The sequence below is a fragment of the Ensifer sp. KUDG1 genome (assembly GCF_050434285.1).
GTDB lineage: Bacteria > Pseudomonadota > Alphaproteobacteria > Rhizobiales > Rhizobiaceae > Ensifer.
Window position 1 is genome coordinate 279521 of sequence record NZ_JBNDIG010000010.1, and the last position, 25018, is coordinate 304538.

Consider the following 25018-nt stretch of genomic DNA (forward strand, 5'->3'; position numbering starts at 1 on the left):
GTATTCCGCTAGTACCCGTTGCTTTGCCCGCGTTGCTAAGCTCCGCCCATTGGTTTTTGGGAGGAAACAAATGGCAAACTCGAAAATTCTGATGATCACCGGTGATTTCACCGAAGACTATGAAACGATGGTCCCGTTTCAGACGTTGCTTGCCTGCGGCTACACGGTGCACGCCGTCTGCCCCGGCAAGAATGCCGGCGAGACGGTCGCGACCGCGATCCATGATTTCGAAGGCGACCAAACCTACTCCGAAAAGCGTGGCCATAATTTCGCGCTCAACGCCACCTTCTCCGCCATCCGCGCCGAAGATTACGACGCGCTGGTCATACCGGGCGGTCGCGCGCCCGAATATCTGCGTCTCAACTCGGATGTCATCAAGGCCGTCCAGCACTTCTTCGCCGCGGGAAAACCGGTGGCGGCCATCTGCCACGGCGCGCAACTGCTGGCGGCGGCCGGCGTGTTGAAGGGCCGCACCTGCTCGGCCTACCCCGCGTGCCGCCCGGAGGTCGAACTTGCCGGCGGCATCTATGCAGATATCGCAATCAGCGACGCGGTCGCCGACGGCAACCTCGTTACCGCGCCGGCATGGCCCGCCCACCCGTCGTGGCTGCGCCAATTCATGGCTGTGCTCGACGCCTCGGCCCTGCTACAAACAGACGCCGCCTGAGAAGGCAGCCACGGGAGGGGCGAGATGTGCGAGTTGTTCATAAAGGCGGATGCGCGGCTCTGGGAAAGCACCACCCGGTCGCTGCGCATCGATGGCATGGTGACGAGCGTCCGGCTGGAGAACTTCTTCTGGTCGAAGCTTGAGGAAATCGCCCGGCGCGATCGCATGAACGTCACGCAGCTGATCACCAAGCTGCACCACGAGTCCATCGATGCCGGGCATGACCTCGGAAACTTCACGTCGTTCCTGAGGGTCTGCTGCGCACGCTATCTCGACCTCCAGCTGTCGGCCGACATTCCGACGGATGTCAACCAGCCGATCGCCGGGCTGAACGCTCCGGCGATCCTCACGCGCGAGCAGGAAAAATACCATTGAGGCGAGGCAGGCTGCCCCTTCGCGGGGGGCAGTCCCGGCTCGGCGCGCCCTCGCCTGACCGACTGCTGCCGCGGATCCTGGATCGTAAGACGGAAGTCGATTGGCTCGCGATGACGTTTGGTTCAAGCCGCAGCGACAAGACTATGCTAATCAAGGGGACAGTGATTCTGAGTTTGTAATGCGATGAGCCCCAAGACCCGCGGTTATCTGTTTGCCTTCCTTGCCATTTGCATCTTTGCTGGCCAGGACGCCATCACCAAGTATCTTGGCGACCGCTACCCCGCCTTGTTCATCACGATGATCCGGTTCTGGGCGTTCGCGCTCTTCGTGTTCGCCTTCGCCGCCTCGTCGTCTGGTGGACTTCGCAAGACCGCCCAGACGCGTCATCCTTGGCTGCAGGTCGTGCGAGGCTTGCTGCTCGTCGCCGAAATCGTCGTCATCGTCATTTCCTATGTTCACGCCGGGCTCGCCATGAGCCAGTCGATCTTCCAGGCGACGCCGCTGATCATCACCATCCTCTCGATCCCGCTTCTCGGGGAGACCGTGGGATGGCGGCGCGGCGCGGCCATTCTGATCGGCCTGATCGGCGTTCTGGTGATCATCAATCCCGTGAACGTACACTTCGACATGTCGCTGCTCCTGCCCCTCGCAGCATCCGTGCTTTTCGCGCTCTACAGCATCGCCACCCGCGCCGTCAGTCACGAAGACTCGGCCGTCACGAGCCTGTTTTATGCCGGTGTTGTCGGCGCCGTGGCGATTTCGCTGATTGGCCCGTTCTACTGGACAGAGGTGGTGCCGTCCGATTGGTTTGCCCTTGCCGCGCTTTGCGTCTGCGGCACCCTCAGCCACTTTTCCCTCATCAAAGCCTACGGACTGCTGCCAGCGGCCGAAGTCCAGCCCGTTACCTATTTCCAGTTGGTCCTCAACGTGATCTTCGCCGTCATGCTCTTCGGCGAGACGATAACCCACAACATGATCGTCGGCGCGCTCATCGTCGTCGGCGCCGGTCTCTTCACGATCTGGCGCGAGCATCAACTGACGAGACGGTCGTCCGCATCGCGCCCCTAGTCCTGCTCGCTCATTGGCAGCTCTGGCGCCGATCGTGATTTGAGCGCAGCCGACATCTTGCGAAGACCAAGATCAAACCGCTTGTCCTACCGGACGATCACGCAGACCCGCCGGCTCAGTTTTGGCGAAAGCGGCCGGACCACAAGCTCACCCTGGCCTCCACGAGCCCGACGATCCGGCAGATCGTCCCGCCACTCATGAATGAAATCACACAATACGTTCAGTGCGCCGGATATTATCGGAATTCCGTTCATCATCCATATTCCCTTCAAGCGAATGGAAACAGTGGAAGCGGTCAAGCGACCCCTTCCATCGACGCCAAGGGAGATGGCAATGCGGATTTTGGTTATCGGAGCGTCCGGGACGATTGGTCGACCGCTGTGTGATGTGCTGGCGCAGCGCAGGCATGAAATCGTTGCTGCAGGACGCAAGGGGCGTGACGTTTCGGTCGACATTCGTTCGGCTGAGAGTATCGAGGCGATGTTCCGAAGCGCGGGGCGGATCGATGCCTGCATCTGCGTCGCCGAATCCGGCGCCCTCGACAAATTCGAGGAACTGACCGAGACCGTCCTGCTCGAAAACATGCGTGGGAAGTTCTTCGGCCAGGTCAATCTTGTCCTGATCGGCCAAAGATATCTTTCCGATGGCGGATCCTTCACGCTCAGCAGCGGCATCTTTGCCGACGAGGCATGGCCCGGGGTTACCGGCGGGGCGGTCATCAGCGGCGCGTTGCACAGTTTCGTCCTGTCGGCCGCGATCGAGCTGAAGCGAAGCATGCGGATCAATGCCGTCAGCCCGACGATGGTCGCCAACTCCTTTGCCGACTACGGCCATCTCTTTCCGGGCATGGCCCCGGTGGCGATGGACGACCTGATCGGCGCCTATGTCGCCAGCGTCGAAGGTGGCGGCACAGGCGAAATCTACCGGATGTACGGCCGTTGATGCGCTTCCGGGCTTCGACCGCGGCAACGCTTACGGCGCGGCCGAAGCCCTATCGAGGGCGCGCTCGTGCAGCGCAAAGACATCGTCTGCCAGTTCGGGCACCGGCCCCGCCACCACTGCGTCGCGGATGACCGCTTGGATCGGCAAGGCGTTCACGGGCGGTCGTGAAAGGCCGCGTCGGTCCAGCCATGCAACGAGTTGGTCCGACGACGTCGCATAAACGATCCGGCCAAGGCCGACCCATCCGTGTGCGGCGGCGCACATGGGGCAATGCTCGCCCGAGGTATAGACCGTGGCGCTGCCGCGCTCTGCCGGCGTCATGTTTTCTGCCGCCCACCGGGCGATCGCGAATTCCGGATGCCGGGTGTGATCGCCGCCGGCAACCTCGTTTCGGCCCTCGTACAAAACGTCGCCGCCGCTCGAAACCAGGACCGAGCCAAAAGGCTGGTCGCCGGCATCCACCGCCTCCTCGGCAAGCGCGACGCAGCGGCGCAGATGTGTCATGTCGACTTCGGAAATCACGCTATTCTCCCTTGCTCACTTCTTGCCGTTGCCGGCCAGGGCCGCGGTGACGCCGAGCCCGATATAGAGAAATCCACTGAAATAGCGTTCGAACCGCAGGTAGCTGCGATTGCCGCGAAGCCAGCTTCCAGCAATCCCTGCCGCCATCGCATAGCTGGTGTCGGTGATCAGCCCAAGCGCGGTAAACAATATGCCGAGGGTGAAGATCTGAACCGCCACATGGCCGAGCGCCACATCGACGAACTGGGGCAGGAAGGCGAGGAAGAAAAGGGCGGTCTTCGGGTTCAGAAGGTTGACGATGAAGCCATCGCGAAACAGGCGCCAGTTGCTATGACGCGCGAGCGCCGATGCGCCGGTCGCAAGGCCAGGCACGGGCGCAAAAAGCTTGCGAAGGCCCATCCAGATCAGATAGGCAGCGCCGGCATATTTCACGATGGCGAATGCGAGCGCAGAAGATGCGAGCAGCGCCGAGAGGCCGAGTGCTGCTGTCAGTACATGAAACACAGTCGCGGCATGAATACCGGCAATCGAAACCAATCCGGCCGTCCGGCCCTGTTCGATCGAGCGGCCGACGAGATAAAGCACTGCCGGCCCCGGCATGAGGAGCAGCGCGAGTGCTGCGCTGACGAAGAGGCCGAGACTGGTTGCATTCGGCAAAACGAAGTCCATGCGTGGTTACCTCGCAAATTTGGCGACGGAAGTACCCCGGATATTTCCATGCAGGCGTTTTTCGCACACACGTCCGGCGCTTCGTATTTCGGCACGGCTTTCCGCTTATGTCTAGCAGATGCCTTGCTGGCGAAAATTGCAGCCGATCGCACACCGAGATGCAGGCCATTCAACAGTATTGCCAGAGAAGGTTCTCCCCCAAGCGGTCGCGTGCCCGGAAGGACTGCGTCTTGAGGTGCGCGCTGACGCTTCTCGCTTGCGAAGGCGGCATCCAGTTTTCAATTATAGAGAGCAGAGATCGAAGGAGAATCGGGAATGCGGCTTCCGCTTGCGCTGCTTGAAGTGTTTGACGCCATCGCCCGAGCAGGCAGCATGCGGGGCGCCGCCGAGGCTCTGGGCGTCACGCCCTCGACGATCAGCCATCAATTGAAGTCCCTCGAAAAGCAGATGGGAACGGCCCTGTTCGTGCGCACCACCCGATCGGTGCTGATGACGGAGGCCGGGCGGGCGCTGAGCAGAGGCGCGCTGCCCGCCTTCGACCAGTTGGCCAACGCCGTGCAGGAGGCGCGCGATGTCGGCGGCAGCCCGCGCGGCAGCCTGCGGATCACCCTGCCGGAGTTCGCCTACACCATGGCGCTCGCGCCGCACATCGTCTCGTTTCGCAAGGCATGGCCCGAGATCGAGCTGGAACTGATCATGACCGACGCCATGGTGGACCTGATGGAGGCGGGCTATCATGCTGGCATCCGCCAGGGCGACCGGATCGAGCAGGACATGGTCGCCATCAAACTCGGCGAGCCGCTGCCGCTCGCCGTCTACGGCAGCCACGATTACTTCGAGCGCCGGGGCAAGCCGCAATCGCCCGCGGACCTGCTGTCCCATGATTGTATCCGCTATCGCTTCCACCGCTCCGGACGGCTGGCGCCCTGGGTGTTTCATGATGCGGGCGAGCCCCACACGGTCGACGTCTCCGGCGGGCTCATCGTCAGCGACCTGCCCGCGCTCTATCAGATGATCGCCGACGGCCTGGGGCTCGGCTACGTGTTCCGCGATGGCCCGCCCGAAGCCTTGCGCCGCACAGGACTGGCCAGCGTTCTCACGGACTATCTCCTGCCCATTCCCGGTCTCTACCTCTATTATCCGCGCGAGTATCGTTCGATGCTGCCGCTTCGCCTGTTCATCGACCACATGCGCGGCGCCTTCAGGCTTGATGATCCGGGTGCGTTGCCCGCCGAGGTCCCGCGGCATCCTGCATCGCACGCTCCGCAATCGTCGAAAGCTTGAGTTCGGCAAACTCTCGCAGCAGGGTCCGCTCCGCCTGTTCGAAGGCGTCCACCAGCGCCGCGTTTGCTGCGCGCTCGACCGGGCAGTTCGGATGGTCCTCCGACACGCCGGCCGCCAGAACCTGCCCGTCATCAAGCGCCCGCTGCACATCCAGCACCGTCAACGCCTCAAGCGGCACCAGCAGCGCCCAGCCCCCTCCCCGACCGCCTTCGGAACCGACGACGCCCTTGCGCTTCAACGCCCCCATCGTCCGGCGAACGACCACCGGATTGGTGTTCAGCATCTTGGCGATGGTCTCCGACGTCTCCCTTCCCCCGAGCAATGCCATGTGTATGAGCACATGGATCATCCGCGCCAACCGGCTATCTTGCTTCATTCCATACCCCATAGCGTAACATCGCAAGTTACGCACCCTTGACGCCATCCGTTTCCGTAACTTATACAATTACAGTATCAGAGTGTCGAGAAGGAACGAAAATGCAGGCCCGGACAATCCAGACCCGAACCATCCGCATGGGCTTTATCGAGCAGGGAAAGGGCCCGGCCGTCCTGCTCTGCCACGGCTTCCCGGAGACCTCGCATGCCTGGCGACACCAGGTAACGGCACTTGCAGAGGCGGGCTTTCGGGCAATCGCGCCTGACTTGCGTGGCTACGGCCTCACGGAATGCCCGTCCTCGGTCGACGAATACAGCTTGTTTAACATCGTCGGCGATCTGATCGCTCTGCTGGACGCCCTTGATGTGCCGGTGGCCATCCTCGTCGGCAACGACTGGGGCGCGACGGTTGCCTGGCAGGCGGCACAGATACGGCCCGACCGTTTCCACGGCGTCGTCGCCTTGAGCGTGCCGATGATGGGCCAGCCGCCCGTTCCGCCGACCCGGATCTTCCCGCGGACCGACGAGGCCGAGTTGTACACGCTCTATTTTCAGGAGCCCGGCGTCGCCGAGGCGGAACTGGAGCGTGACGTCGGCCAGACGCTGCGAAAGATCCTCTTTGCCGCTTCCGGCGACGCCGGGCCGCGACAGCCCGGAGACCAGACGCCCAATCCGTTCGGCATGGTATCGCGCCGGCGTGGACTGCTTGGGGCCCTGCCCGACAGCATGCCGGGTTGGCTGACCGCTGCTGACCTCGACGTCTATATCAGCGCCTTCGCCACGACCGGTTTTCGCGGCGGGTTGAACTATTATCGAAACCTCGATCGCAATTGGCAGCTGCAGGCTGCCTTCGCCGGCGTAAAGGTCGGCATTCCCGCCCTGTTCATGACCGGCGAGCGCGATACGGGCCTCGCCATCCCCGGGATGCGGGATATCGTCGATGCGATGCAGCAACTCGTCCCACAGCTCAAGGAGAACATCATCGTGCCCGGCAGTGGCCATTGGCTGCCGCAGGAACGCCCCGATATCGTGAGCGAGGCCCTCATCCGGTTTGCCAGACAGATTTGAAAGGCAGGCGGCAAGACAAAACCGCGACGGCGTTTGTCGCCGTCGTCACGCGCTATCAGGCAAGAGCGCGTGAAATGACCTTGGTCCCCAACTGATCCGTCACGGTGCGGCGTCGCGAAGCCTCGTCCAGCATCGCGCCAACCGTCTCGAAACCAAAGGCATGCGCCATTTCGGCCGCGGTCTGGCCGTCATGGCCGCGTGGCGCGAGAGACACGCCGGCGTCGATCAGGATGGCAACGGTATCGGCATGCCCCATCCACACCGCATCGTGCAGCGCCGTATAACCGTTGAAGGGCCCCTGGATATCCGCGATCTCGGCGAAGCGCGGATGCGCCACCAGCGCCCTCATGACATCGGACCTGCCCATATAGGCCGCTTTGTGCGCCGGGTGAGCGTGCATGAAGTGGTCCACGAGCGTCATGTCGGCACCCGCTTCCAGAAGCGCACCAACCGCCTCCGCCAGCCCATCGCGCGCAGCGATCATCAGCGGCGTGTGGCCAGGGTTTTCGATATCGTAGTTGGGCGCGACGACATTCGGATCGGCGCCCGCTTCGAGCAGTTCCACCACCCGCTGCTCCTTTTCAGCCGGTGACAAGGCCCGGTCGCCAAGGGCGGCGATGAGAGGTTGCCATCGGCGACGCCTTTCGGCGCGGGTCCTGAAGTCATCGAAGATGTCACGCAGTTCCGCATCCTGCGGCGTCGCATCGCCGAGCATCTCTTCGGCCGTGGCGCCGAGGCGCGATCTTACGGACGGATCGATGTCGGCGTGTTCCAGCAGCACGCACGCAACGGCTGGACGGCGATGCCAGACGGCGACCATCAACGGTGTCATGCCGTGGCTGTGGCTTTGCAGGTTGATGAGGGCGCCGTGATCGAGAAGCAATTGAATGATTTCGGCGCTGCCGCTTTGTGCGGCGAAATGAAGGACGGACGCACCCATCAGGGGATCGAGCTTGAAGACGTCCTCTCCGGCCGCCAGCAATCCGTCCACCACATCGATATCGCCGCGGGCGGCGGCCGCATGCAGGGGCGGAAGGCTCGCGACGTGGTCTTTCAGGATACGCCGTGACGATTGCTTCATGATCGATGCTCCTTTCGCGACAACATAGGGTCGCCCGTCTCTTGAGTGAATCCCGGATCGATCCATCAGTCACATGCAGGAAATTCAGTAATGGCCGACGCCGCTTAGATTCTCTCGAAAAGGCTGGCGGCATCTTTCAAAGGCTTAGGCGCCCCTCTATCTCGCGGCACGAAGATATGCATGATCGTACACGTAGAACGCGTGGGGCCGGGGTGCACATCTCGATGATTAGAGACCGCTCTCGCCTCACGAAACTTAAAGCCGAACTCAAAGAAACCTCAGGATCCCAGTGAAAACCGTCAGATATCTGCTATTGACTGCGGCCACGATCACGTTATCGGCCTGCACGACGACCTCCGAGAGTTCCCGGCAGCAGACGCTGTCGATCACCGCGCGCAGCGGGGTGAAGACGCTTGTGGCCAAGAACTGGCACATCGACGACGATTGCGGCCAGATCGACTATCCTGCGATGACGATTGCCGAAAAGCCCAAGCATGGCCGCCTCGAAATCGTCCACGAACCGGTCTATCCGAAACTGGACGGCAAGCAGTCGAAATGCGCGACGACCAAGGTGAACGGCGTCGTCGCCTACTATACGCCGAACCCCGGCTATACCGGCCGCGACCGGCTCGTCATTCGCTCCCCTTATGAGGACGGAAAGATCGAAGAGGGCGTGCTGAACATAACCGTCGTCAAGTAGACGCGAGCCCAAGGCGGGCAACGGGAGCGCCTTTCAAAACGAAGTGCCATCGGGCCGGTTCCGCGCTATAATCAGGCGCGGGGTGGAAAGAAGGTGAAGCCAATGAAGAGGCTAGCAATCTTTGCCTTGTCGCTGGCGGCGGTGGCCACGTGTATCCCGCCCGCCATGGCATTTCCCCCAGCCGTTACGGCGGGGGTGGAGGCATCTCAAGTCCAACCGGTTCAATACAGGCACTACGGCGGCGGCTATCACGGCGGCGGCTATTATCACGGGCATCACCACGACGGTGGCGATGACTGGGCCTGGGCGCTCGGCGGACTGGCGACCGGCGCGATCATCGGCGGGCTGCTGGCGCAGCCACGCTACTATGGTCCGGGCTATTATGACGAAGGCTATTACGGCCCGACTTACGATGCCCCGCGTTACTATGCGCCGCGCTACTACCGCCAAACCTATTATGGAGGCAGTGCGCACACGCGCTGGTGTTATGCCCGCTACCGGTCCTACAGGGCCTATGACGACACTTTCCAGCCCTATTACGGCCCGAGGCAGGTATGCGTCTCCCCTTATTATTGACGCCGTGAAGCCCGGTTGAAACGGGCTTCACGATCGCGTGCAAGGCCAGAGGGGTTGAGCCGAAGGCAGGCCGGCGGCGCCCGCTCTTGCCCGCAGAAGTATTGATCGACCGAAAGCCGGAGGCGGTGCCCTCACTGGACGCAGCCGGTGACCTGAGGGCGGAAATCCCGCCGCGGCAGTCGCCGGGTCGATCCGGCAGGCGGCCTCTCTAATTGTCTGCAACTTTTACTCTTTTTGTCGAAGCCGATGAAAGGAAAGTTTTGCATCCCTAATGTACGCAATGGTAGAGTGCATTGTTTGCGCTTCTCGCGTGGCCAGAATTATAGCGTTTAGAGCACTTTGAGAGAGCAACGCCCCCGGGGATCGTCAGCATGCTGAACCTGCCTCGCTTGCCGCTTCTGGACAACCTTAAGGGGTATCAGGGAAGCTGGCTGCGCAACGACATCTCCGCCGGCGTCGCTATTGCCGCGGTCGGACTGCCGAGTGCGATCGCCTATCCGGCCATCGCCGGACTGCCACCCGAGACGGGCCTTTATGCGAGCATCACGCCGCTCGTCGCCTACGCCCTCTTCGGTCCGTCGCGGCAACTGATCGTCGGACCGGACGCGGCGACGATGACGGTGCTGGCGGCGGTGCTGACCACGGTCTTCGCCTCATCCTCCGGCGACGCCGACCGCGTAACGGCCGCCGCCCTGCTTGCCCTCATCGTCGGCATCCTCTGTCTGATTGCCCGCCTCGTTCGTCTCGGCGTGCTCGCGACCTTTCTGTCACGCCCGATCCTCACGGGCTTTTTTGCCGGCATTTCGCTTTCGATCCTGGTCGGACAGATCAAGCGCGTCACCGGCGTGCAGATCGAATCCGAGGGGTTGATCAGCCCCATTCTCGAACTTCTGAGACAAGCCGGCTCCATCCATTGGCCCACCCTGGTGTTTGCCTTGGCGTGTTTTGCGCTGCTTCAGGTCGCCCGGATCTATCGCTCGCCCGTTCCAGGTCCCGTCATCGTCGTCTTCGTTGCCGTGTTGTTATCCTATCTCTTCGATTTCGAAGGGCGCGGCATGACGGTCGTCGGCAACATTCCCGACGGCTTGCCGTCCTTCCTCCTACCCCGTCTCGAGGGTCTGCCGATCGACGCCCTGCTGACAGGGGGGGCCGCGATCTTCCTCGTCAGTTTCGGCTCCGGCGTCATCGCGGCGCGCAGCTTTGCCGCACTCGGCGGCTACCGCGTCGATCCGAACCGCGAACTGAGTGGCTTTGGCGCCGCCAACATCGCGGCCGGCCTGTTCGGGACGTTTCCGGTGACCGCCTCTGATTCACGCACGGCCGTGAACTTCGCCGTTGGCGGACGGTCGCAGATCGCAAGCCTCGTTGCGGCGGCAACCCTGATGGCGGTGCTGCTCTTTCTCGGCAACGTCCTGCGCATCCTGCCGGTCGCCGCACTCGGCGCAATTCTGGCGGCGACCGCGCTCAGCCTGATCGACATCGACGGTCTCCGACGGATCTGGAGCGTCAACCGCATCGAGTTCATCTTCGCACTGATTGCCCTCTGGGGACCGATCGGCCTCGGCGTGCTCAACGGCGTGGTGATCGCCATTGCCGCGACGCTGGTCTACCTCATCCTGCAAACCATGTATCCGCACGACGCCATGCTGGGCCGCATCCCGGGGCGCGACGGTTTTTACAAGCTGCATCGCATGACCGAAGCACGCCCGGTCCCGGGATTCGGCGCCTGCATGGTGCAGGACAGCCTGCTTTTCTACAACGCCGACTACGTCCGCGAGCGGCTGGAAGCGATCGCCGAGAGCCTGCCCCGGCCCGCCCGCTGGCTGGTGATCGACGCGAGCGCCATCCCGCAAATCGACAGCACCGCCGCGGATATGCTTGGCGAGTTGCAGGACGACCTGAAGAGCCGCGGCATCACGCTCGGCCTTGCCGAGCTGCACACCGATGCGCGCGCCCTGCTCGAGCGGTCCGGAGTCGTCGAGAAGATCGGCCCGGGCATGATCTTCGAGGGGATGGAGGATGCGCTCGACGCCTACGAGGCCAAATACGGGCGGAACGCCGACCAGCCGGCCGGCTCCGTCGAAATCAAGCCAGATGACCATGTCCAAACGGGAGGGAAGAATGGGCAAGCATGACGGCAAGAAGAAGAAGGGCAAAGACAAGAGCGACAGCGAAATAGCCGCGGACGCAACGACTTCGGAAGAATCGTCGTCCGAGGGCTATGCCAAGGAGCTCGCCCGGCTGCAGCAGGAGACCGCCCATCTGCAGGCCTGGGTGAAGAAAACCGGCGCGCGCATCGTGATCGTCTTCGAGGGCCGCGATGCGGCCGGCAAGGGCGGCGTGATCAAGCGGCTGACCGAGCGTGTCAGCCCGCGCGTCTTCCGCGTCACCGCGCTGCCGGCGCCGACCGACCGCGAGAAGTCGCAGATCTACATGCAGCGCTATATCCAGCACCTGCCGGCCGCCGGCGAGATCGTGATCTTCGACCGCTCCTGGTACAACCGTCCCGGCGTCGAACGCGTCATGGGCTTCTGCTCGGACGACAGCGCCCGGCGCTTCCTCGAGCTCGCGCCACGTTTCGAAGCGGCCATGGTCGAAAGCGGCATCATCCTGCTCAAATACTTCCTCGACGTCAGCGAGAAGGAACAGGAAAAGCGCTTCCGGCAGCGCATTGCCGATCCGCTGCGCCAATGGAAACTCAGCCCGATGGACGTCGAATCCTATCGCCGCTGGTGGGACTATACCCGCGCCTACAACGAGATGATCCGCATGACGGACACCGAATTTGCGCCCTGGTGGATCGTGCCGTCGGATGACAAGAAGCGAGCCCGCATCAACTGCATCTCGCACATTCTCTCGTCCATTCCATACGAGCGCGTGAAATTCACAGAGCCCGACCTCGGCAAGCGCCAGAAACGACCGGATGACTTTGCCGCGGACGACCACGTGCGCAGGACCGTTCCGGACGTTCTGTAAAACTGAAAAGCCCGCACCAAAGGTGCGGGCTTTTGAACGCTTTCGATCGGGAACCGGCCGGCGGCCCGACCACACGATCCACGTAGGACCGTCGCCCTCAGACTTTTTCAGGCGCCCAGTTCAGAAAGAACCCGACGTCACCGGGAACGCCACCGGGGAAGTTGATGATCATCGCCTTCAACTTGTAGCCATTCGGCTTGCCGAAGGCCTGATAGCGATCGAAGAACTCCTTTGCCTTACCCTGCAGCGTGTTCGGCCAATCCCGGTCGCCGCTGTTGATGGCGCGGCCGCTGTCTGTGCAAAGCTCGGACGGGAAGCTGTAGACCATCGCTTCGAACTTGCCGGCTTTCACGGCGTTCGTGACCAGCCGGCGGACGATGGCGATTTCCTCCTCCGTCACGTGTTTCTTGAGAAAATCCGCGGCAAAATCGGCGTGCTTTTGCTCTTCGATGGATTTCAGCCGCCGCTCCTTGTCCATCTCGTCCATTTCGCGCTGGAGCATCTGCATTCTGAGGTCCTGCGCACTCGGAGGTGCGCCGGCATTCTTGTTGTCAGACATCACATCGATCCACTTCAAGCTATTGGGCGCTCTGTGACGAGGCGGCACACGTTTTCCGCGCATCGCATGGCCAGGAACGTCCCGCAGTTACACCCAAGGGAACCCGAACGGAGTGCGGTTCGGGGACGAAACATTTTTGAATGCGAGCCGCTGTTTCTCCGATGACCCTCTATTTATTGGTCTTTTCACAGCAAACCGAGAGAGCCGCCGCCGGCCCTCCCGACACAAGGCTATCCTAAAATACTACAACCGCAAGAGGACGGTGACAACTTAACAGGGGCGAATATCAGTCGAAAGTCCACGCGCATTCAAGCCGACTGCGCGCCCTCGGAAAAGTTCGCGCCGCAGATATGTGGCGGATCCTAGAGCGCGGAACGCCCCGTTGCCCCGCCATATGTTTCCAGCGAGCCGGAGTGGGGCGGCAGGTCAAAAATGGCCTCCATTCGCGGGTCGTTCTCGCCGATACGCTCATCAATCCATGACCTTGCCCATTGATAGGCTTCGGCGAACAGTTCGGAGTGCCGGCTCCAATCCATAAAGCTGATCGCGGCCGACACCGGTGGCGAAATCAGGATGTCCCTTTCACCAAGCGCAATCTCCTGCGGCCGATGCGCCAGCATGCTTGCGGCAATGACCTGGATCAGGTTGGGGATCTTCGGCAAGCCCGAGCGGCCGAAAGGATTCAGCAGCCGGACGGTCAATTCGGACGCCCCGGGTATGCTGTCATAGTCGATGTGCTGTTTTCCAGGACCGCCCCCGCCCAGGCTTACGACGACGTTGGGGCCCGTCTTCAACTCCTTCATCTGCTCCAGCGGCAGATTGTTCATGATTGCCCCGTCGACCAGCATGTCCCCGTCGGCCGTGAAGAAGGGCGGCAGGATGCCGGGGATTGAGCCCGACGCTCTGACGGCCTGCCACAGCTTTCCGCGGCGATGAACATGCGCCTGCCCGGTGCTGAGATTGGTCGACAGCGCGAAAAAGGGCAGCCAAAGATCCTCGATGAGTACGTCGCCATATTCGGCCTGCAGCGTGCGGTCGAGCACCTTGTGATCCAGCAGCGCATATTGCGGCACGGTCAGTCGACGAAACGCGCGGCTACGGACGAAGATCTCGTGCGTCCCGCGATTGATCTCGTCAGCGTTCATGCCGCGGGCAAAGCCCGCCATCATCGCCGCGCCCGAACTGGTGCCTCCCAGATAGTCGAAGGACGCGCCGGCCTCGACGAAAGCCTTGTGTACGCCGAGATGCGCGCATCCGAGCGAGCCTCCGCCGGCGGCGACGAAGCCCGTTGCCTCCCCGGAAATGAAGCGGGCCAGGCGCTCGACATCCTCTCCGTCTTCGAGCGCCACATGGTGATGCTGCCGGATGCCGGGGCGCTCGTTCAGCCAGGCGCTGGTGCCGGTGACCGTTGGGGCGCGCCTGCCGTGGACCAGAACCAGCCGCACACTCGATGGCGAATGCACGGACAGTGCGAGTTGCTCCGACGGGTTGCGTTTTTCAAAGCCGGACGCCTCACCGACCAACAGGGCGCCATCGGCCTGGCGAATACAGACACGCGTCCAGTCGCTCGGCTCCTCGTCGGCGATGTAGACGATGCCTCCGACCTTGGCCTCCAATTGGTTGAGCCAGTCCAGCACCGGCTGATCATCGACCGGAATGCCGGGAAAGCGCTCCTCGATGTCGGCCCTCGCCAGGAAGGCGGTGCGCGTGGACCCGGCGAAAGCCTTGCGCAACAGGTCGATGAAGCGGGGAGAAACCCGGCTGCTTCCGGCTGCAACAACTGCGAGCGTCCTTATCCGGCAAGCACCCTTGGCATGCGGCGAAGCCGGCGCTTGCTTGGCGAACCGTCGCGCCAGAAACGTCGTCACCGACTGGCGCAAGCTCGGCAGGGTGCGCGCCGCCTTTTCGAACTGGTGGTCGCAGATTGAAAGGACAATGGAATCGCGAACTGCAACGACCGTGGCCATGCGCGGCAGGCCGGCGAAGAAGCCGACCTCGCCAACGAGTTCGCCCTGCCCTATTTCGGCAACCGGTTCGGAGACGTCATCCCGGTGCACGGTGAAGCGGCCGGAGAGGACCACAAAAAACCGGTCCGATGGCTCGCCCTGGCGGACCAGAACCTCACCGCGCCGCACGATGCCGCGATCGGAATTGGCAGCCAAGGCTTCCAATGCGGCCAGCGACGTCTGGTCGAACATCAGGGTCTCCGACAACAACTTGGCAGCAAGGGAACCGGTAGCGTCCATCGAACCTTCCTTGGAAACAGCCCGCTTCCGAGCTTAGCCGTTTCGATCGGGATTACCGAACAGATTTCCTCGCCATGCAATACGACGCAGCCGGCGTCCACCGGACCAGAAATGGACGGCATCGTCCCTCAAGACACGATAGCGGCGCGAGGCCGCGGGCGCCAGCCGGATGCAACCTTTCTGTGCGGAACGGCGTTGCGTCACCATTCTGGACGTGTCCATATCGAGCCTTCATTTCAGCGCCCAACATGAACGCGACGACCACATGATACCTTCGATCCCGCTGCCGTTCGTCGTCGCGCTTCTGCTGACCATTCTGCTCATGCGTGCGCTCTTCCAACGTGGCCGAATTCTTCGGCCGGCCACGGTGTTCATCGCCGCATGCATCCTTCTGGTCGTAACGGTCGGCTTGCGCTGGACTGCGGATCTGCAATGGGTGCGGTTCCTTCAGCCCGTGGTCGCGGCTCTGCTTCCACCCATTGCATGGTTCTGTTTTTCAGAACTCAGAGGCTCCCATCGACAACGATACTGGCCCCACCTTCTCGCACCTGCAGCGATATTGATCCTTTCGGCACTGTGGCAGTATTGGCAGACTCCGATCGACCTGATCCTTGCCCTCCTCTACTTCACCTACGCGGCGTTGCTTGCTCACCAGTCGTATGCGTCCGAAGGCAACTTCGAAAACGCCCGGCTGGCGGAGGCTCGCGGTGCTCGCAGCGCCGCGTTTGCCGTTGCCGGTCTGTTGCTGACATCAGGGATAATCGACCTGGTGATAGCTGCAGACTTCGAGTTCTATCGCGGAAGCCACGCCGCCTCGATCGTTGGTGCGGCTCACATGTTGACGCTCCCGCTTGTCGCCTTCGCGATCGCCGTCATGGGCCGGAGCGTGCCTGACAACGACGTAAGCCTTCCGAATGCGGCAAACAAGATGCCGGCTCTCGCAAGCGAGGGCGTACCGACAGGCGACCACCGCCGCATCCTCGAAGCGCTCGACACGGCAATGAGCGAAAGAAGGCTGTTTCGTGACCCGAATCTGACCTTGCGACGGTTGTCACGCAAATTGGCGATACCCGCCCGGCAAATCTCCGTTGCCATTAATCGGACCTCGTCGCGAAACGTGTCGCAGGTCGTCAACGAGTACCGTGTTCGAGAAGCCATGCGTCTGTTGAACGAAACCGACCTGTCGATCACGGCAGCGATGATGGAGTCGGGCTTCCAGACGAAGTCCAACTTCAACCGCGAATTTCTGCGGGTGACCGGCATGACGCCGCGTGAATACCGCCAGGAGAATTCGGCTTTAGAGTCAGTCGGAGGCCTCATGGACCGGCCGGAAGGGCCTCCGCCAGAAAACCGATGATGAGAAAAGCGAGTTCCCGATGGATCTCGTCGCGTCCACGAACCCCGCCGTCCTTGCAGACGATACCGTCCCCGGGCGTCTCCGCCTCGATCAACGCCGCAGCGCCCGGCTTGCAAGTCTGCATGAAGCTGAAATGTATCGCATCGGGGATTTCGACATAGGTGGACGCATTTTTCGGCAAGCGCTCGGCGAGATAACCGGATTCGAGCCTGGCCGGCATGTCACCGATATCGGTGCCGGCGGCAATGACCAGTGATGGAAGACGAACCCGCGCCAGGCTGTCGGGATCAAAGCCCCGAGCCAGTCCCAGATCGAGCGACACAAAGGCATCGAGCCGAGGGTCCCTCAGGTCTTTTTCGAGCTCGGGCCGATCGAGGCCAAGCTCTGCGCTGAGGCTGCAGGCGCGCGGACTGGCATTTGTCTCGCAATCACGCCTGAAGCGATCCCCGTCGAATGCCGCCCCCGCCAGTGCACTCACGGTCCATCCCCCAAGCGAATGGCCAATGGCCGCAATCCGGCTTTCATCGATGTCCCCGGCAAGCGCCGGATCGGCAATCAGGGCATCGATGACCCGGCTGAGGTCGCGTGGGCGCTCCCACAACTCCGCCGCCTGCTTCGCGGCCCTGTCGAACGTGGTGGTGCCCGGGTGATCCGGGGCAGCGACGACATAACCTTGCTCGACCAACCTGCCCGCCAGCCAATTCAGATTGCGCCAGCTGCCGCCGTAACCGTGGGAGAGCACGACCAACGGGCGCTCTCCCTTGGTGGTCGCCGCATTTCTGATAGCCTGGATACCCTCGAGGGCCCGGTTGTCGCCAACGGTAGTGGCTGCCGCGCGGTCTTGAGTGGAATACCAGAGCGCAACGTGGAGTGGTCGAGCGCTGTCCTTGTAAATATCGGCCTCCCGAAAGCCGACCGCGTCTTTGGCGTGACCGAGCACTGCGGAACCAAGCCACAGGATGCCGGCGAAAACGAATGGTTTGAACATGAGAAACCCTTCGGTTGAAAACCTGGCCTCCATCCCGCGAAAACGACCAAGCGGCGACCTCGAACGCGATCGAGGACGAAAGCGGCTGGCAGCAGCATCGAAAACTGTGGGAAAGCACGCGTGTGGTGGGTCAGCGGACCTATCGCTTCGGACGTCTCTTGCCGGACGCAGCAGTTCCTTCGCCCTCCGGTTCCACGTCGGGCATTTCGTGCCGCATGGCCTTGCCCTCGAAATGGCCGATGATGGTAAGAACGGCGAAGGCGGAGCCGACCGCAAGGCCGGCGACGATCCAATGGCCAAAGCCGACGGAGATGCCGATCGCGCCTGCGAGCCAGAGGCTCGCGCCGGTCGTCAGGCCCTGGACCTCGCCGCGAGACAGGACGATGGTTCCGGCTGCAAGAAACGCGACGCCTGCGGTTACCGCCTCCACCACGCGCAGCGGGTCGATGCGGACGCGTTCGTCGAAGAAGCCGCCGAGGCGGACGCTTTCGATCGAGAGGATGCCGAAAGTGCAGGCTGCGAGGCAGACGAGCATATGGGTCTTGAGGCCGGCCGGGCGTGCCTTGACTTCGCGCTCGAAGCCGATGACCGCGCCCATCAGCAGCGCTCCGAGGATGCGCGCAAAAATGACCGTATAGGGGATCTGCGACGGTGGGAACAATTCGGCGGTGATCTGATCCATGCGGAACCAACGCGAATGCTTCGCATTGGTTCCGCATGATGGCGCCCGCGCCTCACCCAGTGCGCAGACGCCAGGAGCGGCCTGTCCCCACCCCGCTCCGAAGCGCTAGAAGTCGCTTAGTTGCCCAGCGCCGCGAGGGCCGCGTCCAGGCGTTCCTGCGCCTTCTTCGGGTTCTTCGCTCCCTTGACCGCTTCCAGGTTTGCCGGCGCATCGCCGACCTGCACGACGCCCACCATGCCCATGCCGTAGTGCGGCGTGCACTTGACGCCGTAGACGCCCGGTGCCGTGAAGGTCACCTTGTAGTTTTCATTGATCTTGCTTTTGAAGGCCTCGGCGCCATCGGGGATCATGCCCTTGATGGTTTCGACGTTATGTCCCTTGTCGGTCGGAATGAAGGTGACCGTGTCGCCGGGCGCAACCTTCAGCGAAGCCGGCTCGAAAACCATCGCGCCGTCCTTGCCCTTGTTCAGCATGTGCACTTCGAAGTCCGCGGCGGCTGCCGGCGCGGCGACCAGCATTGCCGCGATCGCGATACCAAATCCGCTCTTGATTGCATTCAACATCGTCTTCTCCATTTGAGCGACCAGCCCGTGTTCGGGTTGTTCGAGAAGAGGATTAAGCCTGAGACGCCCCCTCCACTTTGATGCGCGTCAAATTCGCGTCGCTTTTTATCGGCGTTGACAATAGATAGGATTCCTATATTAATCACCTCATGAGCAAGGAACCTGACACGACACCGGCCCTGGTCGACCGCATCGGCGACGGGCTATCCCGCGTGGCGACGGCCATGCGCACGGAGGCCTGGTCGACCGCGGACGCGATCGGCCTCAATCCCACGCAATTGCAGATCCTGACCTTCCTCGTCGCCCGTGGTCGCAGCGGAATGCGGGTGAAGCAGATTGCCGGCTATCTCGGCGTCAGCCAGCCGACGACGACGGACTCCATCAACGCACTTCTGCGCAAGGGGCTGGTCGAAAAGCGCGCAGATCCGAGCGACGCACGCGCGCTTTCGGTTGCCACCACTCCGGCCGGCGAGGACGCGGTCCGACAGGCGGGCCGTCTCGCCTCCGCAACGGAGGATGCCATCGCTTCGCTTTCGAGGCTGGAGCAGCAGGACCTGCTCATGCATCTCGTCAAGATCATCCGCGGCCTGCAGACGGCTGGCGCCATTCCGGAACAGCGCATGTGTGTCAACTGTCGATACTTCCGGCCGCATGTCTACGACGATCCGAAAGCGCCGCATCACTGCGCATTCGTCGATGCTGCGTTCGGAGCGGCGGAACTGCGCGTCGATTGCGGCGAATACGAAACGGCGGAACCCGAGGCGCAACGGGCCGCCTGGCGTCTCTTCAATCGCGAGACGGTCTGATCATGCGAAACAATCCAGCCGGCGGCGCAAAATCCGGCGGTCCTGAAGGCGTCATCGAGCATCCCCGGCGCCTTTTCAACAAGCTTCACCATCGGAATTCGCGAGCGCTGTTTCCTGCGTCGCAAGCGGACAGACGATGATGTCGGCGCCGGTCCGACGACTGCCATCGGCGGACCGGCAATTTTCTCCCTCCAGCAAACAGAAAGAGAAAACCATGAGCAGAATTAATCTAGTCGACCCCGTTTCGGCAACCGGTCCCAGCGCCGAACTGCTTGGCGAAATCCGCTCCGCCTTCGGGGTCGCACCCAACATGTTCCGCGCCGTCGCCAATTCGCCGGCGGCCCTTGCCAGCATGTGGGGCTCCTTCGGTGCACTCGGCAACGGTCGCCTCGGCGCCAAGCTCGGCGAGCAGATCGCCGTTGCCGTCGCGGATCGCAACGATTGCCACTATTGCCTGGCGGCCCACACGGCTCTTGGCCGCAAGGCGGGCGCGACTGCCGAGGAGATGACGGCCGCGCAACGCGGCAAGTCTGCCGATCCGAAGACGGCCGCGGCCCTCGCCTTTGCGCAGAAGCTCGTCGATGCGCGCGGACAAGTGTCCGACGCAGATGTGCGCTCCCTGCGCGAGGCCGGCTACGATGACGAAGACGTGGTCGAGATCGTCGCCCGTGTCGCGCTCAACCTGTTCACCAACTACATCAACGTCGCGCTTGCCGTTCCCGTCGATTTCCCCGGCGTGAAGCTCGTCCGCGAAGCCGCCTGACCCGCACACACTGCAGTGGCCGGGCGGCGAGCCTTCGCCCGGCCCCCTTGGAGATGAGAACAATGAACAGCAATCGCAGGATCACGGCTCCGGAACTCGCCGTTTCGACCTGGTTCAACACACAGGAACGTCCAAGCCTTGCGCAGCTTCGCGGCCGGGTCGTTTTCCTTCATGCGTTTCAGATGCTGTGCCCGGCTTGCGTTTCGCACGGACTGCCGCAAACGCAACGCGTCCAGAGCATTTTTCGGGACACCGATCTTCAGGTCCTCGGCCTGCATTCGGTATTCGAGCATCACGCGGTCATGACACCGGAAGCGCTGAAGGCCTTCATTCATGAATATCGCCTGACCTTCCCGATCGCCGTCGACCAGCCTTCCGACCAGGGACCGATACCGAAAACGATGGAACTCTACGGCATGCGCGGCACGCCGACGGCCATCATCATCGGACGAGACGGTCACATCGAACACCATCGTTTCGGCATCGAAGATGACATGGCCATCGGCGCGCGTCTTGCCACACTCCTTTCCGCGCCGATCCCCGATTTTGCCACGGCGGCCGCCACCTCCGCCGGCTGCACCAGCGAAGGCTGCGTCCCCGACACGCGTGCCGGCTAGAACCTCTGAGCATGGAGAACAGACGATGACGACCAGAAAGGCGCTCGCCCTCAGGCACGTGCATTTCGAAGATCTCGGCAGCTTTGCCGGACCGCTGCGAGCGGCGGGTTTCGAAATCGAGTATCGCGATGTCGGCGACGAAAATTACCTCTCTTTCGATCCGTTGAAGCCCGATCTCGTCATCGTGCTCGGCGGCCCGATCGGCGTCTATGAAGACGAGGCCTACCCCTTCATCGCAGGGGAAATCGCCATGCTTCAGGCGCGTCTTGCCGGCGACCGGCCGACGCTCGGCATCTGCCTCGGCGCCCAGCTGATCGCCCGTGCGCTCGGTGCCCGCGTCTACCCTTCCGGCCTGAAGGAGATCGGATTTTCGCCGTTGAGCCTGACCGCCGCAGGCCAGGCCTCCCCCCTCCGCCATCTGGCCGACGTTTCCGTCCTGCATTGGCACGGCGATACCTACGACCTGCCCGCCGGCACTGAACTTCTGGCTTCGACACCGCTGATCACCCAACAAGGCTTTGCGCGCGGCAAGACGGTGCTCGCCCTCCAGTTTCACCCAGAGGCGCAAGCCGGCGCGGCGTTCGAACGCTGGCTCGTCGGTCACGCCTGCGAACTGGCGGCCGCCGGGCTCTGCGTTCCGATCCTGCGCGCCGATGCCCGACGTCTCGGGCCTCATCTCGAGGCAGCGGCCGCTTCGGTGATCGGCGAATGGCTGGAGAACTTCGATGGTTGAGCCGGCCCCGATCGCGCTCGACGCCCTGCTCATCGGCAGCCTCTCGCCGATCGACGACCGCGGAACCCTAAGCGGCATCGACAAACGCCCGGCTCTCGGCCCGGTGCATCTCGGCACAACCGGCTTTGCCGGCGACCATCAGGGCGATCTGAAGAGGCACGGCGGCCCGGACAAGGCCGTGCACCATTACCCGCGCGACCATTATCAGACATGGGTTGACGAGATCGGAAGCGTTGCGCGGCTGCAGCAACCGGGCGCGTTCGGCGAGAACATCTCGGCCTTGGGGCTGACCGAAAGCGATGTCGCGATCGGCGACCGGTTCCGCCTCGGCGAAGCCCTTCTCGAGGTGAGCCAGGGCCGGCAGCCGTGCTGGAAGCTGAACCGCCGCTTCGATCTGCCGGACATGGCCCGCCGCGTCCAGCAGACCGGCCGCACCGGATGGTACTACCGGGTCATCGAAACGGGCATGGTTTCGCCCGACGACCGGATGCAACGCGTCGAGCGGCGCCATCCCGAATGGACGGTCGCCCGGCTGTGGCACTATCTTTACGTCGATACGCTCAACCGCGAGGCCCTGTCCGCAATCGCCGATCTCGCCATCCTGCCGCCAAATTGGCGGGACTATGCCGCCAAGCGCCTGCGGACGCGGGCAGTAGAAGATTGGTCCCGCCGGCTCGACGGCGAGGCTCCGGCTTCAACGCCTGATGGCGCCGTCGATGGCCGTGACCGCTCGCTGCCGAACGGATGACGCCGCCCTCCGGCGGGTGGCGCCCCTGTCCGCCCTCGCCAGCATCTCGGCGATCTCGTCGGCAACAAAGATCGCGTGATCGTTGACCTGCGGCAGGCCCATGAGTTCGCCGAAGGTGCCGCGCGCCAGCGGGCCGGCAACGATCAGCGACCTCTCGGCCACGCCGCTCGCACCGATCGCCCGGCTCGCCTCATCGCAGGCGAGCCCAAGCCCGACACTGTCTAGGCGCAGCCAGCCCTTCGACGCCAGATCCGCGAGCCATTCCTGGCTTGAAAGAATGCCCGTGTGCGCCGGCCCGGTGGTCACGACGCAGGCATCGAACAACAGGCGCTCATGGGCACGCGTCTGCCGGTGACGGATGTCGACAGCGATGACCTGGCCATAGCGTTCGACGCCTTCGATCGAAGCGCCGAGGATGCGCAATTGTCCCATCTCGGCTGCCTGCCGGATCGCGTCGTCGATCTGCGGCGCCACGCGGAACCGGTGCGCGTCCCAGAAGGGCCGCAGGCGCTTCACCAGCAGGCGGCGCTCCGCCACCGGCAGCGCCCGCCAGACTTGCCCGCCTTGGCTACGCAGCGCGTCGAAAACCGCATGCCAGCTGAGCCCGGACAAAGCAGCCTGCCGTACTGCCAGACGCACGCGTCGAAGAAGCTCGAGCGCGGTTCGCGCCGGGTTGCTGACGAAATCGCCGAAGGGTTCCTGCGCTTTTCCCGCATGGCCGCGCGAGCGAAGGCCGCGGCGCGACAGGGCGACGATCGAGCCGCGGTGGTCGGCGAGCCTCAGCGACGCAATCACATCCGCCGCCGTCAGGCCGTTTCCAAGCACCAGAACGTCATCATCGGGACGAAGGCAGGCAAGAGAGCCCGCAACGGTGGTATCAGTGACGAAACGCGGATGGCCTTCGAGCGCCTGCGCAATGCTCTTCGGCGCACAAGGCGAAGGATGCGTCGTGGCGATCACGACGATATCGGCCAAAAGGTCCGTCCCGGAATCGGAGGTCAGCTTCCAGCGCGTTCCACGCCGCTCGATACGAGCGATGCGCTCGCGCCGGTGCACGACCTTGCCGCTCCGCACGAACGGCGCGACGAACGCGCCGACATACCGCCCGAACACCGCCCGCCGCACATAGAGATGGCCGTCGGCTGCCCTCGCCTCCGGGTCACCGCGCGGCTCGCCATTGGCCTCCAGCCAGTTCAGAAAGTCATCGGGATCATCGGGAACGAGGCTCATGCGGGCAGCGGGCACATTGGTGCGATGGGCGGGATTGCCGGTGTCGTAGGCAAGTCCGGCACCCAGACAGTCTCGCGGTTCGAAGACCACGATGGCTGCGCCGTCGCTGGCGGCATTGCGCGCAAGATTTGCCGCGACCACCGCGCCGGTGAAGCCGCCGCCGACGATGGCAATGACCGTTCGCCGCACAGCTGTCACGACTGGGAGACCTTCAGCTTCGGACGATGATCGCCGGCGATGGTTTCGCCGAACGGCCCGGTGTTGATCGACGTCTCGCGCGCCGGGATGGCGTGGGCCAGCGGCAGATGCGGCAGTACCAGTTCGCCGAAGCGATAGGCCTCTTCGAGATGCGGGTAACCGGACAGGATGAAGCTGTCGATGCCGACTTGTCGGTATTCTTCCATGCGCGCTTTGACTTGATCGGGATCGCCGACGAGCGCCGTGCCTGCCCCTCCGCGCACCAGGCCCACGCCGGCCCAGAGATTGGGAGCGATTTCAAGCTTGTCGCGCCGGCCGCCATGCAGGCGGCTCATGCGGCTCTGACCAACCGAATCCATGCGCTCGAACACCTTCTGTGCGGCGGCAATCGTTTCGTCGTCCACATATTGTATCAGTTCGTCGGCCGCCTGCCAGGCTTCCTTTGCGGTCTCGCGAACGATGACATGAAGACGGATACCGAACGTGACCGCCCTGCCCTCGGCATCGGCCAGGGCGCGAACTTCGGCGATCTTCTTGGCGACGTCCTCGACCGGCTCGCCCCAGGTCAGGTACTTGTCGATCGTGCGCGCTGCCACCTCCTGCCCCTTGCCGGAGGAGCCGCCGAAATAGAGCGGCGGGTGGGGCTGTTGCGCGCAAGGGAACAGGAGCTTGCCGCCTTCGATGTCGAAGTGATTTCCCTTGAAATCGACTTCTTCTCCGCGAAGCACCGCCTTGTAGATGTTCAGGAATTCCTCGGTCACCTCGTAGCGTTCACCATGCGCCAGATGAATGCCGTCGCCCTTGTTTTCGATCGGATCGCCGCCGGTTACGACGTTGATCAGCAGCCGCCCGCCCGAGAGACGGTCCAGCGTCGCCGTCATGCGGGCCGCGAGCGTCGGCGAGAGCAGGCCAGGCCGAACCGCGATCAGGAACCGCAGCTTTTCGGTGAGCGGTGCCAGCGCCGAGGCTACCACCCAGCTGTCCTCGCAGCTCCGCCCCGTCGGGATGAGCACCCCATAATAGCCGAGCGTATCGGCGGCCTGCGCGACCTGCTTGAGATAGTTGAGATCAACGTTTCGCCCGCCACGCGTGGTTCCGAGGTAGCGACTGTCGCCGTGGGTCGGCAGGAACCAGAGCACATTGATCTTTTCCGGGATCTTCTCGGGGATTTCGTTGGACACAATTCCCATTCGCGTAGGCCTCCTCACAGGTTCCTTTCGGAGGC

27 protein-coding genes are annotated in these 25018 nt (G+C 63.0%); 16 read left to right on the forward strand and 11 right to left on the reverse strand.

Features of this window, described 5'->3' with window-relative positions:
* Nucleotides 1-70: 70 nt before the first annotated feature.
* The 4 genes from M2267_RS23890 (at nt 71) to M2267_RS23905 (ending at nt 3052) form a co-directional block, all read left to right on the forward strand.
* On the forward strand, nt 71-667 hold the full coding sequence (locus tag M2267_RS23890; RefSeq protein WP_429117713.1) for a DJ-1/PfpI family protein: 597 nt from the start codon (nt 71-73) through the stop codon (nt 665-667).
* A gap of 24 nt (nt 668-691) precedes the next feature.
* Nucleotides 692-1042, forward strand: a complete 351-nt coding sequence (locus M2267_RS23895; protein ID WP_043612477.1) for a ribbon-helix-helix domain-containing protein — start codon at nt 692-694, stop codon at nt 1040-1042.
* 183 nt (nt 1043-1225) lie between these two features.
* A complete protein-coding gene (locus M2267_RS23900) occupies nt 1226-2110 on the forward strand; it encodes a DMT family transporter (protein ID WP_429117716.1) in 885 nt (294 codons plus the stop codon).
* Between the two features lie 333 nt (nt 2111-2443).
* Nucleotides 2444-3052, forward strand: coding sequence for a short chain dehydrogenase (locus M2267_RS23905; protein ID WP_429117718.1), 609 nt, complete (start codon nt 2444-2446; stop codon nt 3050-3052).
* Between the two features lie 30 nt (nt 3053-3082).
* Here the strand turns inward: M2267_RS23905 and M2267_RS23910 are convergent, their stop codons facing one another.
* Entirely contained in the window at nt 3083-3574 is a 492-nt protein-coding gene (locus M2267_RS23910) for a nucleoside deaminase (RefSeq protein WP_043612473.1), read from the reverse strand.
* A 15-nt stretch (nt 3575-3589) separates the two neighbouring features.
* Nucleotides 3590-4243, reverse strand: coding sequence for a LysE family translocator (locus tag M2267_RS23915; RefSeq protein WP_429117721.1), 654 nt, complete (start codon nt 4241-4243; stop codon nt 3590-3592).
* Nucleotides 4244-4558: 315 nt separating this feature from the next.
* On the opposite strand from M2267_RS23915, the gene M2267_RS23920 reads away from it, so the two are divergent.
* Nucleotides 4559-5527, forward strand: a complete 969-nt coding sequence (locus M2267_RS23920; RefSeq protein WP_429117723.1) for a LysR family transcriptional regulator — start codon at nt 4559-4561, stop codon at nt 5525-5527.
* Here the strand turns inward: M2267_RS23920 and M2267_RS23925 are convergent.
* Nucleotides 5445-5903: an Rrf2 family transcriptional regulator gene (locus M2267_RS23925; protein WP_429117725.1), complete on the reverse strand. Its 459-nt coding sequence runs from the start codon at nt 5901-5903 to the stop codon at nt 5445-5447. The two genes, M2267_RS23920 and M2267_RS23925, sit on opposite strands and share 83 nt — an antisense overlap.
* A 101-nt stretch (nt 5904-6004) precedes the next feature.
* Here M2267_RS23925 and M2267_RS23930 point away from each other — a divergent pair, with 101 nt between their 5' ends.
* Nucleotides 6005-6970, forward strand: coding sequence for an alpha/beta fold hydrolase (locus tag M2267_RS23930; protein ID WP_429117727.1), 966 nt, complete (start codon nt 6005-6007; stop codon nt 6968-6970).
* Between the two features lie 55 nt (nt 6971-7025).
* Here the strand turns inward: M2267_RS23930 and M2267_RS23935 are convergent, their stop codons facing one another.
* Complete coding sequence (locus M2267_RS23935) at nt 7026-8051, reverse strand: ankyrin repeat domain-containing protein (RefSeq protein WP_429117729.1); 1026 nt, start codon at nt 8049-8051, stop codon at nt 7026-7028.
* A gap of 289 nt (nt 8052-8340) precedes the next feature.
* On the opposite strand from M2267_RS23935, the gene M2267_RS23940 reads away from it, so the two are divergent.
* The 4 genes from M2267_RS23940 (at nt 8341) to ppk2 (ending at nt 12303) form a co-directional block, all read left to right on the forward strand.
* The gene (locus tag M2267_RS23940; RefSeq protein ID WP_429117731.1) at nt 8341-8751 is read left to right on the forward strand and encodes a hypothetical protein; all 411 of its coding nucleotides are present in this window, start codon (nt 8341-8343) and stop codon (nt 8749-8751) included.
* A gap of 102 nt (nt 8752-8853) precedes the next feature.
* The gene (locus M2267_RS23945) at nt 8854-9327 is read left to right on the forward strand and encodes a BA14K family protein (protein WP_429117733.1); all 474 of its coding nucleotides are present in this window, start codon (nt 8854-8856) and stop codon (nt 9325-9327) included.
* Between the two features lie 371 nt (nt 9328-9698).
* Nucleotides 9699-11462 carry a SulP family inorganic anion transporter gene (locus M2267_RS23950; protein WP_429117734.1) on the forward strand — a complete coding sequence of 588 codons (1764 nt, stop codon included), beginning with the start codon at nt 9699-9701 and terminating at the stop codon, nt 11460-11462.
* Nucleotides 11449-12303 (forward strand): polyphosphate kinase 2, encoded by an 855-nt coding sequence (ppk2, locus tag M2267_RS23955; protein WP_429117736.1) that lies wholly within the window; start codon nt 11449-11451, stop codon nt 12301-12303. The genes M2267_RS23950 and ppk2 overlap by 14 nt, the downstream gene beginning before the upstream one ends.
* A 97-nt stretch (nt 12304-12400) precedes the next feature.
* Here the strand turns inward: ppk2 and M2267_RS23960 are convergent, their stop codons facing one another.
* Together M2267_RS23960 and M2267_RS23965 are read right to left on the reverse strand one after the other, a co-directional pair.
* Nucleotides 12401-12862 carry a hypothetical protein gene (locus M2267_RS23960; protein WP_043612552.1) on the reverse strand — a complete coding sequence of 154 codons (462 nt, stop codon included), beginning with the start codon at nt 12860-12862 and terminating at the stop codon, nt 12401-12403.
* A gap of 362 nt (nt 12863-13224) precedes the next feature.
* The gene (locus tag M2267_RS23965; protein ID WP_429117739.1) at nt 13225-15108 is read right to left on the reverse strand and encodes a patatin-like phospholipase family protein; all 1884 of its coding nucleotides are present in this window, start codon (nt 15106-15108) and stop codon (nt 13225-13227) included.
* Between the two features lie 169 nt (nt 15109-15277).
* Here M2267_RS23965 and M2267_RS23970 point away from each other — a divergent pair, with 169 nt between their 5' ends.
* A complete protein-coding gene (locus M2267_RS23970) occupies nt 15278-16465 on the forward strand; it encodes a helix-turn-helix domain-containing protein (RefSeq protein WP_429117741.1) in 1188 nt (395 codons plus the stop codon).
* Here M2267_RS23970 and M2267_RS23975 read toward each other — a convergent pair.
* The 3 genes from M2267_RS23975 to M2267_RS23985 all read right to left on the reverse strand — a co-directional run bounded on the left by M2267_RS23975 (nt 16425) and on the right by M2267_RS23985 (nt 18698).
* Nucleotides 16425-17453 (reverse strand): alpha/beta hydrolase family protein, encoded by a 1029-nt coding sequence (locus M2267_RS23975; RefSeq protein WP_429117743.1) that lies wholly within the window; start codon nt 17451-17453, stop codon nt 16425-16427. The genes M2267_RS23970 and M2267_RS23975 overlap by 41 nt on opposite strands.
* 139 nt (nt 17454-17592) lie before the next feature.
* A complete protein-coding gene (locus M2267_RS23980) occupies nt 17593-18135 on the reverse strand; it encodes an MgtC/SapB family protein (protein WP_429117746.1) in 543 nt (180 codons plus the stop codon).
* Nucleotides 18136-18251: 116 nt separating this feature from the next.
* Complete coding sequence (locus M2267_RS23985; protein WP_082005895.1) at nt 18252-18698, reverse strand: pseudoazurin; 447 nt, start codon at nt 18696-18698, stop codon at nt 18252-18254.
* Between the two features lie 149 nt (nt 18699-18847).
* Between M2267_RS23985 and M2267_RS23990 the strand changes: the two genes are divergently transcribed.
* From M2267_RS23990 to M2267_RS24010, 5 genes are all read left to right on the forward strand, one after another.
* The gene (locus tag M2267_RS23990; RefSeq protein ID WP_429117748.1) at nt 18848-19504 is read left to right on the forward strand and encodes a MarR family winged helix-turn-helix transcriptional regulator; all 657 of its coding nucleotides are present in this window, start codon (nt 18848-18850) and stop codon (nt 19502-19504) included.
* Nucleotides 19505-19718: 214 nt separating this feature from the next.
* Nucleotides 19719-20267: a carboxymuconolactone decarboxylase family protein gene (locus M2267_RS23995; RefSeq protein WP_429117750.1), complete on the forward strand. Its 549-nt coding sequence runs from the start codon at nt 19719-19721 to the stop codon at nt 20265-20267.
* Nucleotides 20268-20329: 62 nt separating this feature from the next.
* On the forward strand, nt 20330-20884 hold the full coding sequence (locus tag M2267_RS24000; RefSeq protein WP_429117753.1) for a peroxiredoxin family protein: 555 nt from the start codon (nt 20330-20332) through the stop codon (nt 20882-20884).
* A 25-nt stretch (nt 20885-20909) separates the two neighbouring features.
* Nucleotides 20910-21617, forward strand: a complete 708-nt coding sequence (locus tag M2267_RS24005) for a glutamine amidotransferase (protein ID WP_429117755.1) — start codon at nt 20910-20912, stop codon at nt 21615-21617.
* Complete coding sequence (locus M2267_RS24010; RefSeq protein ID WP_429117758.1) at nt 21610-22365, forward strand: MOSC domain-containing protein; 756 nt, start codon at nt 21610-21612, stop codon at nt 22363-22365. Before M2267_RS24005 ends, M2267_RS24010 begins: the two co-directional genes overlap by 8 nt.
* On the opposite strand, the gene M2267_RS24015 is transcribed toward M2267_RS24010, so the two are convergent.
* On the reverse strand, nt 22312-23793 hold the full coding sequence (locus tag M2267_RS24015; RefSeq protein WP_429117761.1) for an FAD/NAD(P)-binding protein: 1482 nt from the start codon (nt 23791-23793) through the stop codon (nt 22312-22314). The genes M2267_RS24010 and M2267_RS24015 overlap by 54 nt on opposite strands.
* Nucleotides 23790-24983 carry an FMNH2-dependent alkanesulfonate monooxygenase gene (ssuD, locus tag M2267_RS24020; RefSeq protein ID WP_429117764.1) on the reverse strand — a complete coding sequence of 398 codons (1194 nt, stop codon included), beginning with the start codon at nt 24981-24983 and terminating at the stop codon, nt 23790-23792. Before ssuD ends, M2267_RS24015 begins: the two co-directional genes overlap by 4 nt.
* Nucleotides 24984-25018 lie beyond the last annotated feature (35 nt).

Bases quoted from the DNA above. Each gene is read 5' to 3' on its own strand.
- M2267_RS23890 (WP_429117713.1), top strand. From the start codon at position 71: ATGGCAAACTCGAAAATTCTGATGATCACCGGTGATTTCACCGAAGAC.
- M2267_RS23895 (WP_043612477.1), top strand. From the start codon at position 692: ATGTGCGAGTTGTTCATAAAGGCGGATGCGCGGCTCTGGGAAAGCACC.
- M2267_RS23900 (WP_429117716.1), top strand. From the start codon at position 1,226: ATGAGCCCCAAGACCCGCGGTTATCTGTTTGCCTTCCTTGCCATTTGC.
- M2267_RS23905 (WP_429117718.1), top strand. From the start codon at position 2,444: ATGCGGATTTTGGTTATCGGAGCGTCCGGGACGATTGGTCGACCGCTG.
- M2267_RS23915 (WP_429117721.1), bottom strand. From the start codon at position 4,243: ATGGACTTCGTTTTGCCGAATGCAACCAGTCTCGGCCTCTTCGTCAGC.
- M2267_RS23920 (WP_429117723.1), top strand. From the start codon at position 4,559: ATGCGGCTTCCGCTTGCGCTGCTTGAAGTGTTTGACGCCATCGCCCGA.
- M2267_RS23925 (WP_429117725.1), bottom strand. From the start codon at position 5,903: ATGAAGCAAGATAGCCGGTTGGCGCGGATGATCCATGTGCTCATACAC.
- M2267_RS23930 (WP_429117727.1), top strand. From the start codon at position 6,005: ATGCAGGCCCGGACAATCCAGACCCGAACCATCCGCATGGGCTTTATC.
- M2267_RS23935 (WP_429117729.1), bottom strand. From the start codon at position 8,051: ATGAAGCAATCGTCACGGCGTATCCTGAAAGACCACGTCGCGAGCCTT.
- M2267_RS23945 (WP_429117733.1), top strand. From the start codon at position 8,854: ATGAAGAGGCTAGCAATCTTTGCCTTGTCGCTGGCGGCGGTGGCCACG.
- M2267_RS23950 (WP_429117734.1), top strand. From the start codon at position 9,699: ATGCTGAACCTGCCTCGCTTGCCGCTTCTGGACAACCTTAAGGGGTAT.
- ppk2 (WP_429117736.1), top strand. From the start codon at position 11,449: ATGGGCAAGCATGACGGCAAGAAGAAGAAGGGCAAAGACAAGAGCGAC.
- M2267_RS23960 (WP_043612552.1), bottom strand. From the start codon at position 12,862: ATGTCTGACAACAAGAATGCCGGCGCACCTCCGAGTGCGCAGGACCTC.
- M2267_RS23965 (WP_429117739.1), bottom strand. From the start codon at position 15,108: ATGGACGCTACCGGTTCCCTTGCTGCCAAGTTGTTGTCGGAGACCCTG.
- M2267_RS23970 (WP_429117741.1), top strand. From the start codon at position 15,278: ATGCAACCTTTCTGTGCGGAACGGCGTTGCGTCACCATTCTGGACGTG.
- M2267_RS23975 (WP_429117743.1), bottom strand. From the start codon at position 17,453: ATGTTCAAACCATTCGTTTTCGCCGGCATCCTGTGGCTTGGTTCCGCA.
- M2267_RS23980 (WP_429117746.1), bottom strand. From the start codon at position 18,135: ATGGATCAGATCACCGCCGAATTGTTCCCACCGTCGCAGATCCCCTAT.
- M2267_RS23985 (WP_082005895.1), bottom strand. From the start codon at position 18,698: ATGTTGAATGCAATCAAGAGCGGATTTGGTATCGCGATCGCGGCAATG.
- M2267_RS23990 (WP_429117748.1), top strand. From the start codon at position 18,848: ATGAGCAAGGAACCTGACACGACACCGGCCCTGGTCGACCGCATCGGC.
- M2267_RS23995 (WP_429117750.1), top strand. From the start codon at position 19,719: ATGAGCAGAATTAATCTAGTCGACCCCGTTTCGGCAACCGGTCCCAGC.
- M2267_RS24000 (WP_429117753.1), top strand. From the start codon at position 20,330: ATGAACAGCAATCGCAGGATCACGGCTCCGGAACTCGCCGTTTCGACC.
- M2267_RS24005 (WP_429117755.1), top strand. From the start codon at position 20,910: ATGACGACCAGAAAGGCGCTCGCCCTCAGGCACGTGCATTTCGAAGAT.
- M2267_RS24010 (WP_429117758.1), top strand. From the start codon at position 21,610: ATGGTTGAGCCGGCCCCGATCGCGCTCGACGCCCTGCTCATCGGCAGC.
- ssuD (WP_429117764.1), bottom strand. From the start codon at position 24,983: ATGGGAATTGTGTCCAACGAAATCCCCGAGAAGATCCCGGAAAAGATC.